11 protein-coding genes are annotated in these 15,487 nt (G+C 39.2%); 7 read left to right on the top strand and 4 right to left on the bottom strand.

The window, feature by feature from the left end; all coding sequences use genetic code 11:
* Positions 1-12 precede the first annotated feature (12 nt).
* The 4 genes from HCCG_RS08345 to HCCG_RS08330 form a co-directional block, all read right to left on the bottom strand.
* Complete coding sequence (locus HCCG_RS08345) at positions 13-5,448, bottom strand: alpha-2-macroglobulin family protein (RefSeq protein WP_015453292.1); 5,436 nt, start codon at positions 5,446-5,448, stop codon at positions 13-15.
* Positions 5,449-5,541: 93 nt separating this feature from the next.
* Positions 5,542-6,474, bottom strand: a complete 933-nt coding sequence (locus tag HCCG_RS08340) for an RluA family pseudouridine synthase (protein WP_002957056.1) — start codon at positions 6,472-6,474, stop codon at positions 5,542-5,544.
* A complete protein-coding gene (locus HCCG_RS08335; RefSeq protein WP_002957055.1) occupies positions 6,474-7,967 on the bottom strand; it encodes a 1-acyl-sn-glycerol-3-phosphate acyltransferase in 1,494 nt (497 codons plus the stop codon). The genes HCCG_RS08340 and HCCG_RS08335 overlap by 1 nt, the downstream gene beginning before the upstream one ends.
* Positions 7,968-8,065: 98 nt before the next feature.
* Positions 8,066-8,521, bottom strand: coding sequence for a CoA-binding protein (locus HCCG_RS08330; RefSeq protein WP_002957054.1), 456 nt, complete (start codon positions 8,519-8,521; stop codon positions 8,066-8,068).
* Positions 8,522-8,732: 211 nt separating this feature from the next.
* Between HCCG_RS08330 and HCCG_RS08325 the strand changes: the two genes are divergently transcribed.
* The 7 genes from HCCG_RS08325 (at position 8,733) to HCCG_RS08295 (ending at position 15,424) form a co-directional block, all read left to right on the top strand.
* Positions 8,733-9,590 carry a substrate-binding domain-containing protein gene (locus HCCG_RS08325; protein WP_002957053.1) on the top strand — a complete coding sequence of 286 codons (858 nt, stop codon included), beginning with the start codon at positions 8,733-8,735 and terminating at the stop codon, positions 9,588-9,590.
* A gap of 264 nt (positions 9,591-9,854) precedes the next feature.
* A complete protein-coding gene (gene pstC, locus HCCG_RS08320; protein ID WP_002957052.1) occupies positions 9,855-10,730 on the top strand; it encodes a phosphate ABC transporter permease subunit PstC in 876 nt (291 codons plus the stop codon).
* Positions 10,730-11,650 carry a phosphate ABC transporter permease PstA gene (pstA, locus tag HCCG_RS08315; RefSeq protein ID WP_015453293.1) on the top strand — a complete coding sequence of 307 codons (921 nt, stop codon included), beginning with the start codon at positions 10,730-10,732 and terminating at the stop codon, positions 11,648-11,650. Before pstC ends, pstA begins: the two co-directional genes overlap by 1 nt.
* 9 nt (positions 11,651-11,659) lie before the next feature.
* Complete coding sequence (pstB, locus tag HCCG_RS08310; protein WP_002957050.1) at positions 11,660-12,415, top strand: phosphate ABC transporter ATP-binding protein PstB; 756 nt, start codon at positions 11,660-11,662, stop codon at positions 12,413-12,415.
* Complete coding sequence (locus HCCG_RS08305) at positions 12,415-12,987, top strand: phosphate signaling complex PhoU family protein (protein WP_002957049.1); 573 nt, start codon at positions 12,415-12,417, stop codon at positions 12,985-12,987. The genes pstB and HCCG_RS08305 overlap by 1 nt, the downstream gene beginning before the upstream one ends.
* 32 nt (positions 12,988-13,019) lie before the next feature.
* The gene (locus HCCG_RS08300) at positions 13,020-13,688 is read left to right on the top strand and encodes a response regulator transcription factor (protein WP_002957048.1); all 669 of its coding nucleotides are present in this window, start codon (positions 13,020-13,022) and stop codon (positions 13,686-13,688) included.
* Between the two features lie 29 nt (positions 13,689-13,717).
* Positions 13,718-15,424 carry a sensor histidine kinase gene (locus tag HCCG_RS08295; RefSeq protein WP_002957047.1) on the top strand — a complete coding sequence of 569 codons (1,707 nt, stop codon included), beginning with the start codon at positions 13,718-13,720 and terminating at the stop codon, positions 15,422-15,424.
* The last annotated feature ends 63 nt before the right edge of the window (positions 15,425-15,487 follow it).

Genomic DNA, 15,487 nt, shown 5'->3' with positions numbered 1-15,487 from the left:
TACTTTACCACATTACTTCACTATAACAGGCATAGCAGTCGTATTTGCCCTAAAGCTATTATCATACATTGCTTCCGCAGTAGCAGGAGGCAGAAGGTAGTTTCCGGGTGTAATGGTGTTAATCTTTACAAACATCTTGCGAGATTGGCTATTAAAATCTAAAAACCACATTATCTTATCATCGCGAATGTCCGTGTAAGTGATACTATCATTACGGACAAAATCAGGCAGATTATCATCATTTAGCCTTATGTTTTCAATCTCCCAGCCGCTTGGGAGATTCTGCGTAATAGCTACATTTCTCACACTCACAGGTGTGTTCTCATCGGCATTTTTAAGCCTTAGCACGAGATAAAAGCTTTTTGCTGAATCTAGAGTGCTGACATCAAGTGGCTTGCCATTTTCATCTAAAAATTCCCTTTCAAGGGCGATTTTTTCCGCCCTTGCGGCAATGTCTTTTTCAAGCAAGATTCCATCCCGTATATGATTAATATAAAGTGGAAAATCACTTGTAGAGCTAAACTTCGCTTTTTGGCTATCAAAAGGCAGTTTTATAGAATCTGCACTCTCATAGCTCTTACCATCAAATTTAAAGCTAAAGTTTTTTACCTCTGTTTGCTCTTGTGGAATGGTGTTAGCAATGGCAAGGAGTGAGTAGCCAAGCGTTTGAGTGCTATACCATTTATCGCTTTCAAGCTGCCCTAAGATATGGGATAAAAGCTCTTTGTGTGGAGCTTTGTAAATCTCACTAAACGCATTTAAAATCATCGCATCATCACGCAAGGTTGAACCATAGCTAAAATCATAATATGAGTTATTGCGTTTTGTTGCCTTTGTGGGTAAATCTTTTGTAATTTTTTTGGCAATTTCGTCCATTCCTGCAAGGCTATAAGCCGCAGCGAGCAGCCATTTATCACTCACTTCAAGCTTTGAAAGATGATGCTCATATATGTTATTAAGCAGTCCAATTTGTGGCTTACCAGCAAGGGAGAGCAAGTAGAGCAAATACACGCTACCGTTGCCTTGAGCGTCATAAGTCGCGTAACTTATCCATTTTTTTAGCACACTTTCAGGCACATAATAGCCCTGCTTCTTAGCTAAAAGCAAGAAATGCCCTGCATACGCACTGCCCCAAAAATTTGATTGAGATTCACCCTGCCAATATGCAAAGCCTCCATCGCTTGTTTGGAATGTGCTAATGCGTGCGATTCCAGCATTGATATTTTTGACAATGCTTGGCTTATCTATAAAGTCTGCGTTGCTTAATGTGCTTAAAAAGAGTTGGGGCATAACGCTTGAAGTAGTTTGCTCAATACAGCCATAAGGATAGCGGATAAGCCATTTTAAGCGATGATCTATACTCATAATGGGCTTTTGACTGACCACAATATAGCTAGATTCTGAATCTTTGACATAATTTTTGGGATTTTCTAGGCTTAGTGTTTTTTTAGATTCAAGCGTGTGTTTTTGACTGATAGTCGTGTAGGGATTATTTGGTAATACATCAATATGTGTTACATCACTCATTGTAAAATCCCCATTTGCTAGGCTAATCTCTATAAAATCCTGCCCTATGCTCTCTTCACTCACTTTTGCATTGATTTTTACGATTTGAGATTTTTTATCTTTCAAGTCTAAAGTAAGGCTAGTTTTTTCAAGCTTGATTTTTTCCCCACTCTTAAGCTTTAGCGTTGTTTTGCCGACATTTTCTTGTGTGGGCAAAACCTCAATAGCAAGCTCAAAGCTATCGCCAATTTTTAAAGAACGCGGCAGGGTTGGGAGCAGGACCACAGGAGCGGTTATTTTCATATTTTGGGATTTAGAGCCATAGGCTTTTTCATTTACACCCACCGCCATAATACGCACACTTCCCATATATGTGGGCATTGTGTAGCTAAACTCTGCATTGCCATTTTCATCACTCATCACAGGTTTAGAGTAGAATACCACAGGCTTAAATCTCTCTGCTTGGTTTAAATCCTTGCGATTTGATGAGGTGGCTAACTCGTCGCCACCAACTTTTAGAATCTGGTGCATTTTGCCAATGTCTCTGCCGATGATAAGATCATAATTATCAAAGACTGAAAGCATAAATGCCATTTTTTGATAGAAATACGCCCACGGATTTGGCGAGATAAAATCCGTGAGATTAAGTAATCCTTCATCAACAATGGCAAGTGTGTAGGCACTCTTTTGCTTTTGTGTGTTTGAAAGTTTGACTTTAAAATCTGTATTTGGACGAATGGAATCAGGGGCTTGTATCTCTAAGCTAAGCTTAGATTCTGGATTTTCCACCATAATGGGCAAAACGCCATAAAGTCGCTGTGAGCGATCGTTATCAAGTGTTGTGTAATTTTGTAATAGTGCAATGGCGACATACACATTTGGAGCAAAGCTCTCTTTGAGTGCTAACTCAAAGCTTGTCTGCCTCTCTTGCGTGTCAAGCCAAAATCTCTGTAAAATCTTATTGCCCCCCACAACACTCACAAGGGCTTTAGAATCTTTAGGGCTTTCAAAGCTGATTTTTGCCTTTTCATTAGCAGAGTAGCTTTGTTTATCGCTTTTAACTTGAAGTTGAGTGAGCTTTGGTGCGTCTGTTGGCTCTCCGCTTTCACTCGCATACATAAACACCGCACTTTTTTGATGATTGCTCTCATCTTCCACTTCTATGAAAAGCTCTCCATTTTGATGTGGGTTAAAACGCAGTAAAGTAGGCTTGTCGCCCGAAGTGAGTGAGCCTTGTTTAATAAGCTTAGTGTTTCTATCTTTTTTAAAAGAGCGTGAAAATTCATTATAACTATCATAATCCCACCACCACGAGTAGCTATTGTGATAGATTCTATAAGTGAGTTTGCGATTTGGCAGGGGCTTTTGCGTATCATTTGATAGAACAATAACAGGTAGGTCAATCTCATCTCCAGCATTCACATATCGTGTAGGCGTTTTTATCCCTACAAAGCTATCATACAAGGCAATGTTAATGGCTTTTCTTGCATTGACATAACGACCGCCATTTTCAAAGACTTTTGTGTGGATAAGGACGCGGAGATTCTTATTTATATCTTCTAGGTTATCTAGGCTAAAGGCATTAGATGTAAAGCCCTTTTCATCTAATGTGCCTGTCTGCTTGTCATTAAAGCTGTATTGTAAAGATGAAGGGTGGCTAAAAGTGTAGTTTGGATATGCCTTAGCGTAAAAATTCACTCCCTGCACATAAAGATTGCTTTCAAACTTTAAATCCGCCGCAGGGGTGCCAAAAAGATAATGTGCGTTGATGTCATAAGGAAGTGTTTTGTTGTTTTTTTCTAAGCTTTGAAGTGAAAGTGTATCAGGGCTTAGAATCTCTGCTTTTATGCGATCTGGCACGATACTTTCTATTGAGAGATTATGCCAAAACTCCGCATCGCCAACTTTGACTTTCACTCTCCAGATTCCCGTCTGTGCGGATTTTTCACTTTTAAAATCATAATGATACAGCCCAAAAAGCTGCTCTTTTAGCATAAAGTCTTCAAGCACAACCTTGCCTTGCGGAGAAGTGATAGATATGCTGATAGGGTGAGTTATGCTTTTGTTATTAGCACGAGCGATAATATTAATATGAGCGGTATCGCCGGGACGATATACGCCTCTATCGGTATAAATATACGCATTGACATTGCTTGTAGATTCTAATCCTTGCGTGTCAAAGCCCTCCAAGCTTAAAGGCGAATTAAGTCGCAAAATAGTTGTGTCTTTGCCTTGTGTAGCGTTAAGATACATAATCTTATTAGCATTTTCAAATGTGCTTAAGCCTTGAGCGTTGCTTGTAGATTTAGCAATGACTTGATTTTTTGGATTAATCGCATTGATTTGCACTTGTGGCAGGGGCTTATTGCTCGCAATATCAAGGGCTAGGACTTCAAGTTTGTTATCAATCTGCTGTGCTAAGAGAGCAATATTTGAAAAAATGAGATGCTTTTGAATCTTGCCAAATTTATTAAAAAACTGCTCCTTTCTCCAATCGGCAGTATCTTGTGGGAAGTCATAATCCACCCCATCTTTATCAAAACTTAACTCAAGGATAAAAATGCCTTCACTTGCTTTGAGACTAGAAAAATCAAGCTGTGTTTGAATCCACTGATTTTTCTGCATATCTAGTGTGAAGTCTTTTTCAAGCACCACATCGCCAAGCCTTTCAAAATCCGCATAGATTCCATAATCTTCACAATCCACCCAATAGTCGTAGTCCGTGCTGTCTGCATATTTTGTGTTGCCGATGAGATTTTGCTTGTGCAGATAGGCTGTGATGTTATTTGGATAAATTTTGCTTATTTTGAGTTTGACTTTTTTGACATTCATACTTTTAAAGGCGATTTTTTTCTCCGCTTGACTTGGGAGAAAGACACCTTGTTGTGAAAACACAATAGAAGGGGGGATTTGATTAAAAACAATCTGCTCTTCTTTAGAATCTTTTAAACGCGATTTATCCACCGCAGCAATGCCTTCTTTTATTTTCAAAGTGTAGCTTTGTGTGATATTAAATGGGGCATAGATTTGCAGGATATTGCCCTGCAAAATGGTGCTTGTCTTAAGACTTGGGCTTAAGGAGATAAAATCTTGTATGTCTTTATTATCCGCTAGGGGCTGTGAAAAATGCACCTGAATATGGGGCTTTTCACTTGAAATAGCCTGTATATCTACAATCTCTAAGCCTTCACTCACGCGTTCATATCGCAAAATCTCATCTTTTTGCAATCCAAAATAATCCGCCTTTAATGTCAGTATGTAGCGTGTGGGCTTATCTGTAAGGGTGAGATTTTGAGATTGGACAAGCAAAGAGCTATCATAAGTATTAAAACCTACGCTAAATTCTAGCTCCTTGCCGTCCTCATCTTTTAGCGATATGGCTTTGCGTAATGTATCAAAGTCTTTTACTTCACTTGCTACACTAAGCGGTGTAATGACAATGGGCTGGGAAAAGCTCACATTGACATTAAAGTTAAAGATTGTGTCGTTTATGAAGCTTGGGGTAAATTGTGAAGTGTGAATCTGTGTAGGCAATGTGTGAAACAAAAGATTGAGCGTATCTTTAAGGCTGGAGCTTTCAAGCTTATCAAGTTTAAGTTCAAGTTTATATTTGGTATTTGGCTTTAAAGCCTCTTGTGGAAAAACTATTGTCAGCTCATAAGGGGAAAGATAGCTATATTGTGCAACAATAGATTCACCATTAAGAAAAATCTTTTTATCTCCTTCAGTGCTTGGTAGCACCGCCTTCAAGGCTTGTGTGCCATTTTCAAGTGTGGCATTTTCTTCTATAATAGGCTCATTAAAAGTGATTGTTATAGAATCATTAGTGCTTATCTCTTGGGAATAAGAGCTGACTGATTTATTATCCGAACACGCTAGGCTAAAAAGAGCAAAAAAACTGATAGCAAAAACAAGCACAATGTGGGAGATTCTACCTAACATACAAAGCTCCTAAATGTTGGGGTTATTTTGAGAATAGAGCTTGTATTATACAACAAAAAAACAGCGGCAAGGTTTGAATGAAAAAAAGCAAGGCTACAAGAAAGTATGACTTTGGAAAAAGCCCTGAAAATGTGGCATAAAGCTAAATGGAGCATTGCTCTTAAAATGATAATCACTCCCTTGAAAGCTAAAACGCAGAGCATAGGCATTAAGACATAAAAAAGGAGCATCAAAAAGGGCTTTATGCTCTTTTGGGCTAAGATTTGGTGCTTCAAGGTAGAATCTGCTTTTATCTTCACTCACGCCATAGAGTGGGTCGCCTAAGATTCTATGTCCTATGTAGGAGCAGTGCAGACGGATTTGATGTGTCCTGCCTGTAAGGGCTAGGGCGTGGATAAGTGTAGAATCTTTATAGTAAGCTAGTGGGCGGATAAGCGTGCGACTTTCTTTGCCTTTTTCACTCACGATACTTTTAATAGCTAAATCCCCCTTATGCTTTTGTGTCATTATCGGCTCATTGATAAGAATCTCCGCTTTTACTCTGCCTTCCACAATCGCACAATAGCTTTTAGCAATGCTACGACTTTGCATAAGCGATTCTAGGGCTTTCTTGCTTTTTGGGTTAATGGAGCATAGCACAAGCCCACCAGTTTGCTTATCAAGGCGGTGCAGGGCATTTGCCTGTATGCCAAAGCGGGATTTAAGAATGTCGTTCAGTGAATAGTGAAAAAAGCGTCCTTTGGGGTGGGTTAAAAGGTTATGCGGTTTGTCATAGATGGCAAAATCATCATTATAAAAAAGTGGCTCAATATCCGCTAGGTGCGGAATGGAGCTTGGCACAAACTCACTTAGCATAACATTCCCATAAATCTTTTCCGCTTTGCTTATGGGGCGATTATCTTGTGTTAAGCGGTGTTTATCAAGGGCTTTTTGGGCGTTGGCTTGGGTGTATCCACGCTCACGCATAAGCCACAAAAACGCTAAAATAGGCTCTTTAATATGATAGGGCGTATTGACAAAGGGCATTAGGCTAACATCTCTAAAAGTTTTGTTTTAAACTGCTTAAACATTGTGAATTTTTTGCGATGAAACATAGCATTATAAAGGGCAATGCTGTGCTTTTTAAACGCCCCATAGAGTTTAAGCCCCCATATCCCAAAAGAGTAGGCTATAAGACTAAGCAAGATTCCAAGCCCACAGCCGAGTATAGAATCTAAAAAAGCAGAATCTAGCCCTGCAAAAAATCCTATATGCAAGGTGGCAAGGAGCTTATCAAGGAGCTTATCAAACACGCCAAAAGCCCCGCAGATTCCACTTATAATACATATACTACCCCACCACAAAAAGCCCACGCCATAGCCTACTATGGCTTTCCATAAGCTTATGGTGTGTTTCTCTTTTGCAAAAAGTTTTGCCACAAGATTCCCACAAAGCAGGGGTGGGAGATTCAGTAAAAAGCTAAAGGCTACAATAGGCAGACAAATGCTAAAAGTCCATAGGCTAAGCAAAAAGTTTTGTGGATAGATGGGAGCGTTTTTATAAAGTGTAGGCAGGGGCGTTTTGCGGTAGGTTTGAGTGAGATGTATAAGCTTTGAAAGCTGTGAATCTTGGGCTTGTTGTAGGGAATGAAACCAAATGAGATTGCCATAATAGTCTGTAAAGGGCGTATTTGAGCTTAGGAAACTTGCTAGAAAATGTGCTGTTTCTTGAGATTCTTGGCTGTCATATTCAAGTAAAATCTGCTCTAACTTTTGGCTAAAAAGTGCGTGGAGATGTTCTGTATCCATATCCTGCGGACAGATAAAAGGCTCATTATATACTACAAACGCCCTGCCACCAAGTAATGTAGGATCATCATAAAAAACACTCATAGGCAGAATATAAAGGGGAGAGTGGAGCGATGCAACTTCTAAATGGACTTTTTGGGAAGCTTTTTGGCTCATCATCGCTAGTCTTGCAGCCCCTTGCTCAAAGGGCAGGTGCTTATGTCCTAGTGAGCTTGTGCCTTCGGGGAAAATGCAGAGAATCTGCCTATCTTGCAGGGCTTGAACGCAGGTTTTTAGTGCATTGAGATTAGCCTTTTTATAATGCAGTGGGTCATCTTTTTGCCGTGTTATGGCAATGCCCGGGAAAATCACTCTAAGCCACCAAATTTTATGCAGCTGCTTTGCCATCATAAAAACAAATCGCGGGATAAATCGCCCATATACCCACCCATCAAGCGCACCATTGCGATGAGAAAGCAAAGCAAGATAACGATGTGTGGAATCTAGCCTTATAGCTTTTGTATAGGGCAAGATTTTTGGGGCTTTTAGAATCTGTGAAGTTTGTGGGCTTTGTGGATTCTGCGTAGTTTGGCAATGTGTGGGATTAGAATCTTGCAATCTTAGTCTAGAATCTTGTGGCATAGAGTTAGAATCTTGCGGGAAAATATCACGCCACGCAATAAGCCTTGTCTCACGCAAATAAGTGAGATGAAAAAGCCAAATAAAAACCTTAGCAAATCTCTGTTGTTTCACCGCGTTTTGCCCCTTTGAGATAAAGCTTTAGGAAAATCTTTAAAAGCTGATAATTTTATAGAATCTTATCAGGTAAAAGCACAAAAACCACACACAATTTAAGATTCTATAATCCTAAGATACTCTAGCTTAATGCAGCTATCTTCTTCATAGGCGATGTGGTGTTCTCTAGCAAGGTTAGCAGATTCTGTGTTGTAAAGTCCTAGCTGCACCCACACGCAAAGATGATTTAAATCAAATGAGCTAAGATTTTGCAGGGTTAAGATTTCACGCATTACTTCGCCCAAAGCTTCGCTTTTTCTAAACACATTAATAATATCGCATTTCACGCCTTTTTCTGCTAGGGCTTCAAAAGCCTTTTGCAATGTGGGATAAGCCTTTCTGCCTAGAATTTCTCCGCCTTTTGGGTAGATTGGCACAATATCATAACCCTTTTGAAGCAAAAACTCGCCCACTTGGTAGCTAGGCTTACTTGAATCTGGGCTTAGCCCAACAATAACAATCACCTTTGCTTTTTGTAAAATCTCTTTTTTCTGCGTGTCGCTTAGTCGCATTGCTCTCTCCTTGTGTAGATTCTATTGTAAATTCTTATGCAATGTAGCATAGAATCTATAAAAACTTTCATAAAAACATATAAAAAGGCTTATTTGGGCTGTTTGCGTTTCTTTACATTTTTTTTACTTTGTAAAATGCTATTTTTTACATAGATTTTTTACACTGCCAGTGTCAAAACCTTTGACAGAAATCATTCCATAAAGGAAAACTATGAAAACTACACTAACAAATAAATTTTTGGCTTTGGGCTTTGTTGCTTTAGCTGGTCTTGGTATGGGCGTTAGCTCTGTAAGTGCTGATGATAATATTCATCCTATTTCACGCGAAGATGGCTCTGGCACAAGGGGTGCTTTTGTTGAGCTTTTTGAAGTATTTAATAAGGTGAAAGATAAAAAGGTAGATGCGATCTCTAAAAAAGCAGAGATTACAAACTCAACAGCCGTTATGCTAACAACGGTTTCAAAAGATGAAAATGCCATTGGATATGTTTCACTTGGCTCACTTAACAAATCTGTGAAAGCAGTTCAAATTAATGGTGTTGAAGCAAATGCAGCAAATGTAAAGAGTAAGAAATACCCTGTTTCTCGCCCTTTCAATGTTGTTACACTTAAAGATAATGCGTTAGCTGATGATTTTTTAGGCTTTGCGACTTCTAAAGAGGCACAAGATATCGTTACAAAAGCAGGATATATCCCAACTGATGCAAAAAGCTTTAAGCCTAAGAATCCTGAAGGCAAGATTGTTATTGCTGGATCAAGCTCTGTAACACCACTTATGGAGAAACTCAAAGAAGCCTATTTGAAACAAAACAAAAAAGCTAAAATTGAGATTCAACAATCAGATTCAACAACAGGTGTGAATGCTACGGTTGAAGGTATTGCAGATATTGGTATGGTAAGCCGAGAGCTTAAAGAGAGTGAGCTAAGCAAAGGCTTAAAAGCTAAAGTTCTTGCTATTGACGGACTTGCGGTGATTGTCAATCCAAAAAATGCTCTTAGCTCTCTTAAACCAGAGCAAGTAAAAGCCATTTTTGAAGGTAAAACAACAAAATGGAGCGAAGTAAAATAACTTCCCCTAACTTCTTTAGAATCTTGCTTGATTGAAAGTAAGATTCACACTTTTTCTCCCAACCCTTTAGAGACTTTACAAAACTCCAAAGGGTTAAACTCACATATTTTAGGCTATTTTCAAACTTTTCATTTTAAGTGATTTTTTGATTTTACATTTTCTTTACATTTGAATTTGCGTGATTTTACAAAATATTTTTATGATGCCAACACTAAAAAAGCATTTTAGAATCTATATAGAATCTAAAATGCAATAAGGAATAAAATGGAAAAGATTCAAGCAGCAAGTTTTAAGTCTGTGTTTATGGAGAGATCAATGCAAGGGCTTTTTGCCCTTTGTGCGTTTGGCTGTGTGTTGGCTGTTGGTATGATTTGTATCTTTTTGTTTGCTAATGCCATTCCTACAATCGCCGAGATTGGTTTTGTGGATTTTATCTTTGGGGATTTGTGGGAGCCAAATGCGGAGATTTTTGGTCTTGCTCCTATGATTATAGGCAGCCTTTATGTAACCGCACTTGCCATTGCCTTTGGTGTGCCTTGTGGGGTGCTATCAGCCATTTATCTTGCCTTTTTTGCAAGTAAGAAAGTTAAAATTGCTATCACTCCTGCGGTGGAGCTTTTAGCTGGGATTCCAAGTATTGTGTATGGATTTTTTGGACTTATAGTGATTGTGCCTTTTTTGGCACATATTCTTGGCACAAGCGGCAAAGGGCTACTTGCCGCTTCGCTTTTGCTAGGCATTATGATTTTGCCAACAATTGTGCTTGTGTCAAAAACAAGTCTTGAGGCTGTAAGTGAGACTTATTTAGAAGGGGGCTTAGCCCTTGGAGCGAGTAAGGAAAGGGTCGTGTTTTTTGTTATGCTAAAGGCGGCTCAAAGTGGGGTGCTTGCAAGTATTATTTTAGGTGTGGGAAGAGCTATTGGAGAGGCAATGGCGGTTATCGTCATCGCTGGGAATCAGCCCATATTCCCTGAATCTATAAGCGATGGCGTGAGAACGCTAACGACTAATATTGTGCTTGAGCTTGGGTATTCTGCGGATTTACATAGAGAGGCATTAATCGCTTCAAGCGTGGTGTTATTTGTATTTATCCTGCTTATCAATCTGTGTTTTAGCGTATTAAAAAGGGAGAAACACTAATGAGTGAAATAGCACTGAATCAAACACGGCAAAGCAGTTTGACACAACCAAAAAGTATTTTTTCACCTCTAAGCAAGGTATGGCAGGAGCTAAGGCAGAAAGATGGGCTTTCACTCTTTTTTTATATCATCGTGCGTTTAGCGATATTTGCGAGTGTGGCGACATTTGCCTTTATCATTGGCTACATTTTATATAATGGTGTGGGTTACCTTAGTCCAAAATTATTTGAGCTTACCTACACAAGTGAAAATGTCTCAATGATGCCAGCAATTATCAATACAATCACTATGGTTTTGCTCTCCCTTTTTATTGCTACACCCGTAGCGATTTTTGGAGCGATTTTCTTAGAAGAGTATGCAAACTCTCAATCTCGTGCCGTAAGACTTATCGTTGTAGCAGCTGAAACACTCACTGGGATTCCAAGCATTGTGTATGGGCTATTTGGCTATTTGGCGTTTGTTATTTGTTTTGGCTTTGGCTTTAGTTTTTTGGCTGGGGCTTTGACACTTGCTATTATGGTATTGCCGCTTATTTTGCGAAATACACAAGAGGCGATAAAAGCAGTGCCGATTTTGTATAAGGAAGCATCTTTTGGGCTTGGGGCTGGGAGGCTTAGGACAATCTTTGTGATTATCTTGCCTTGTGCGATAAGCGGGATTCTAGCTGGAGTGATTTTAAGCGTTGGGCGTATTGTTGGGGAGAGTGCGGCTTTGCTTTACACAGCGGGGACGGTGGCACAGGTAGCGGATATTGGAGATTCTGGGCGGACGCTAAGTGTGCATATGTATGCACTTTTAAGTGAAGGGCAGTATATGGAGCAAGCCTACGCCACGGCTGTCATTTTGCTTGTCATCGTCATAGGGATAAATTTTATCTCTAATATGTTGGCACGATTTTTTGATCCTAATAAACTCAAATAAGGAACACAAATGAATAATGTAACTTTTGATATTAGCAATATGAATCTGCATTATGGGGATTTTCACGCGTTGAAAAATATTAATCTCACTTTGTTGCGTAATGAAGTGAGTGCGTTTATAGGACCTAGCGGTTGTGGTAAATCTACACTCCTAAAAAGCCTTAATCGTATGAATGACCTTGTGCCAAGCTGTAAGATTACAGGTAAGATTTTGCTTGATGGGCAGGATATTTATCAAAACTGCGATGTGAATGCGTTAAGAAAACGCGTGGGTATGGTGTTTCAAAAGCCAAATCCATTTCCTATGAGTATTTATGATAATATCGCTTTTGGACCACGCACACACGGCATTAAGAAAAAGGCTGAACTTGATGAGATTATAGAATCTTGCTTAAGGGGGGCAAATATTTGGGAAGAGCTCAAAGATAGGCTTCATAAATCAGCCCTTGGGCTAAGTGGCGGACAACAGCAAAGACTATGTATCGCTAGGGCATTAGCCGTGCAGCCTGAAGTGATTTTGATGGACGAGCCAACTTCAGCATTAGACCCTATCTCTACGCTTAAGATTGAAGATCTCATCAATGAGTTAAAAACAAAATACACCATTATTATCGTTACGCACAATATGCAACAAGCCACGCGTATATCTGACAAGACGGCGTTTTTCCTTATGGGCGAGATTGTAGAGTTTGACACCACGGATAAGATTTTTAGCTCACCAAAAGAGCAGAAAACTCAAGATTATATTACAGGGAGGTTTGGATAATGCGAGATATTTACCTAGCACAGCTGAATGACTTAGAAGCACAATTTAATACAATGCTTACTCTCTCCTGCGATGCACTGCATTATGGAGCGGATTTTCAAAGCACAAAAAGTTTAGAAGAAATGGAGCTTATTGTGGAGCGATTAAACACGCTGGAGAAGGATATTTTTCACTCCTGTGAAATGTTGATTTTAAAGCAACAGCCCGTAGCACAGGATTTGGAGTTTATCACACGGACTATTAAGCAGATTCACGATTTGCGGCGTATGGGTGAGATTTCACTCAATAGTGCTAAGATTATCGCTCAAATGCCAAAGGAATGTATGCTTGACTTGCTAGAAAAAATGGCAAATTTACTTTTTGAGATGTTTGATGCGTTTAAGGATTCTAATATTCAACGCGTAGAAGAGATTGAAAATCTTATGGATTCTTGTTTTAGACAGATGAAAGAGCAGATCGCCCAAAAGCTACAAGATTCATATCTCAACGCACATTGGTGGCTTGAGATTCTTATGCTGTCAAAATATTTTGAAAAAATTGCTGATCATATCAGTGCGATGGCGTATGCGTAAGCTATAATTATGCGTTACATAAAGGATATAAAGTGATTTTTATACTTGAAGATGATGAGGGGATTTTGAGCCTTGTGCTGTATGCGTTAAACTCTGCAAATTTAAAGGCAAAGGGCTTTAGTCTGCCGAGTGAATTTTGGGAAGCTATGGCAAAGGAATCGCCTTCCTGCGTGGTGCTTGATGTGATGCTGCCTCAAGAAGATGGGCTAAGTGTTTTACACAAAATGCGTCAAAATCATAAGAGCAAAAATATCCCCGTGATAATGCTAACCGCACTTGGAAGTGAGTTTGATAAGATTAAGGGGTTAGATAGCGGGGCTGATGACTATCTTACCAAGCCTTTTAGTGCTTTGGAGCTTATTGCTAGAATTAAAGCGTTGTTGCGTAGAAGCCATACGCAGAATGATTGTGAGATGAGTTATGGCGATTTGAAATACTCTAAAACAATCCATAGCGTGAGTATAGGCGGAGAATCTTTACATCTCACATTAAAAGAGTTTGAGCTTTTGGGATTGCTAATGAGCTCTACTAATCGTGTTTTTAGCAGAGAAGAGTTGCTTGAAATTATTTGGGGGTATAATATCTCTGGGACACGCACGATTGATATTCACATTAACACCTTGCGTTCAAAGCTTGGCAAGTATGGCAAACATATCAAAACAATACGCGGTGTGGGGTATCAGTTTAATACAAACGCATAGCATAAGCTTCATTCACACAAAGGGGGAAAATGAAAAAAAAGATTTTTTATGCGATTTTTTTAGGTATCTTAAGTGTGCAGATTCTAAGTGTGCTGAGTGTAGCTTTTATCCTTGATAATCTTATTAAATCACAAAGCTTTGAGAGATTACACTACACGCTTAGGCATTTAAATACTGATGATATACAAGAGATTTTGTCCCAAAGGGAAAATATTCTTCCTGCTCCCTATCGTATTACGCTGATTTCAACGCAAGGTCAAGTGCTTTATGATAGTAAGGCACAAGCAGAATCTATGGATAATCATCTTTGGCGACAAGAAGTCCAAGATGTTTTAACACAATTTGCCAATCACGCGAACAAGCCCATTTTCACCCAAAGAGAATCTGCCACACTCAATGAGCAAACACTCTATGTCGCCACAATGATGAGTGTAGATTCGCAAAACATCATCGTGCGTTTAAGTGAGCAGAAAAAGGCTTTAAGCCTTGTGCTTTTTGACTTTTTGCCCTATTTGTGTGTGTTACTTCTTTTTGGCTTGGCACTAAGCGGGATTTTGGCTTCAATTTTGAGTAAGAAAATCATTAAGCCCATTGAAAATATTAATCTTTCTTCGCCCATACAGACAAATCCCTACCCAGAGCTTCAAATCTTTATGCAACGCATTGCCAAGCAAAAGAAAAAAATCAAAAAGCAACTCCGCATTATCAACGCACGACAGCACGAGATTGAGACGATTATCCAAAATATGAATGAGGGCTTTTTGCTCCTTGATAGTGAGCTTTATATCAAGTCCTGCAACCCCATAGCCCTTGAGTATTTGCAGATAGATTCTATTGATACACTTTTTGAATCCCCGCATTTAGCGACATTACAAGCCGAGCTACAAAATATTATGAATAAGCCCCAAAATAATACAGAGGGTAGCGATTGTAGCTTTGAATGCGAGATAAAAGGACGCACTTTATATGTTATTGCCTTGCCTGTATGGGTAAAAACTCAGCTCCAAGCCATCGCAATGGTGCTTATTGATAAAAGCTCACAAAAACAAGCCCAAGATTTTAGAAAAGAGTTTAGCGCAAATGTTACCCACGAGCTAAAAACGCCCTTAGCCATTATCCTAGCAAGTAGTGAAATGCTAAAAAGTGGGCTTGTGAAGAAAGAAGATGAAGCGGAGTTTCTTACAAAAATTTATACAGAATCTAATCGTTTATTGACATTGATTGATAAGATTCTGCGTTTGTCATTTTTTGATGAAAATACCATTGAGCTAGAGAAAAGTCCGCTTGATTTGGGCGAGATTCTAAAGCGAGTGGGCAAGAATCTTAAATCTTTAGCTGATGAAAAGGGCATTGAGATTGTTATTAGCACTAATGGGCGTGAAAGTAAGATTTGGGGCATTAGCTCTTTAATTGAAGATATGATTTATAACCTTGTGGAAAATGCCATTAAATACAGCAATGAGAAAAGTCAAATCACGCTACTTTTAAGCCAAAACGCCCAAGGTGTGAGTGTGTGCGTGAAAGATTCAGGTATAGGGATACCGCTAGAAGAGCAAGAAAGGGTATTTGAGCGGTTTTATTGCGTGGATAAGAGCCGCAGTAAGAAGCTTGGCGGCAGTGGGCTAGGGCTATCAATTGTAAAGCATATTGCTAAGATTCATAATGCAAAAATAGAGCTAAAAAGTCAGCTTGGAGTTGGCACGAGCATTCGCGTGGAGTTCCCTAAAACACGATAAATGTGATACTTGAGATATTTATAAAAACCTATAAGAGCTTTTTATAAAACAAATTTTCATTTT

Origin of the sequence: Helicobacter cinaedi CCUG 18818 = ATCC BAA-847 (genome assembly GCF_000155475.1) — a bacterium.
Lineage (GTDB): Bacteria > Campylobacterota > Campylobacteria > Campylobacterales > Helicobacteraceae > Helicobacter_C > Helicobacter_C cinaedi.
The sequence above is the reverse complement of the archived record's forward strand: the minus strand, read 5'-3'. Positions and strand labels throughout refer to the sequence as shown.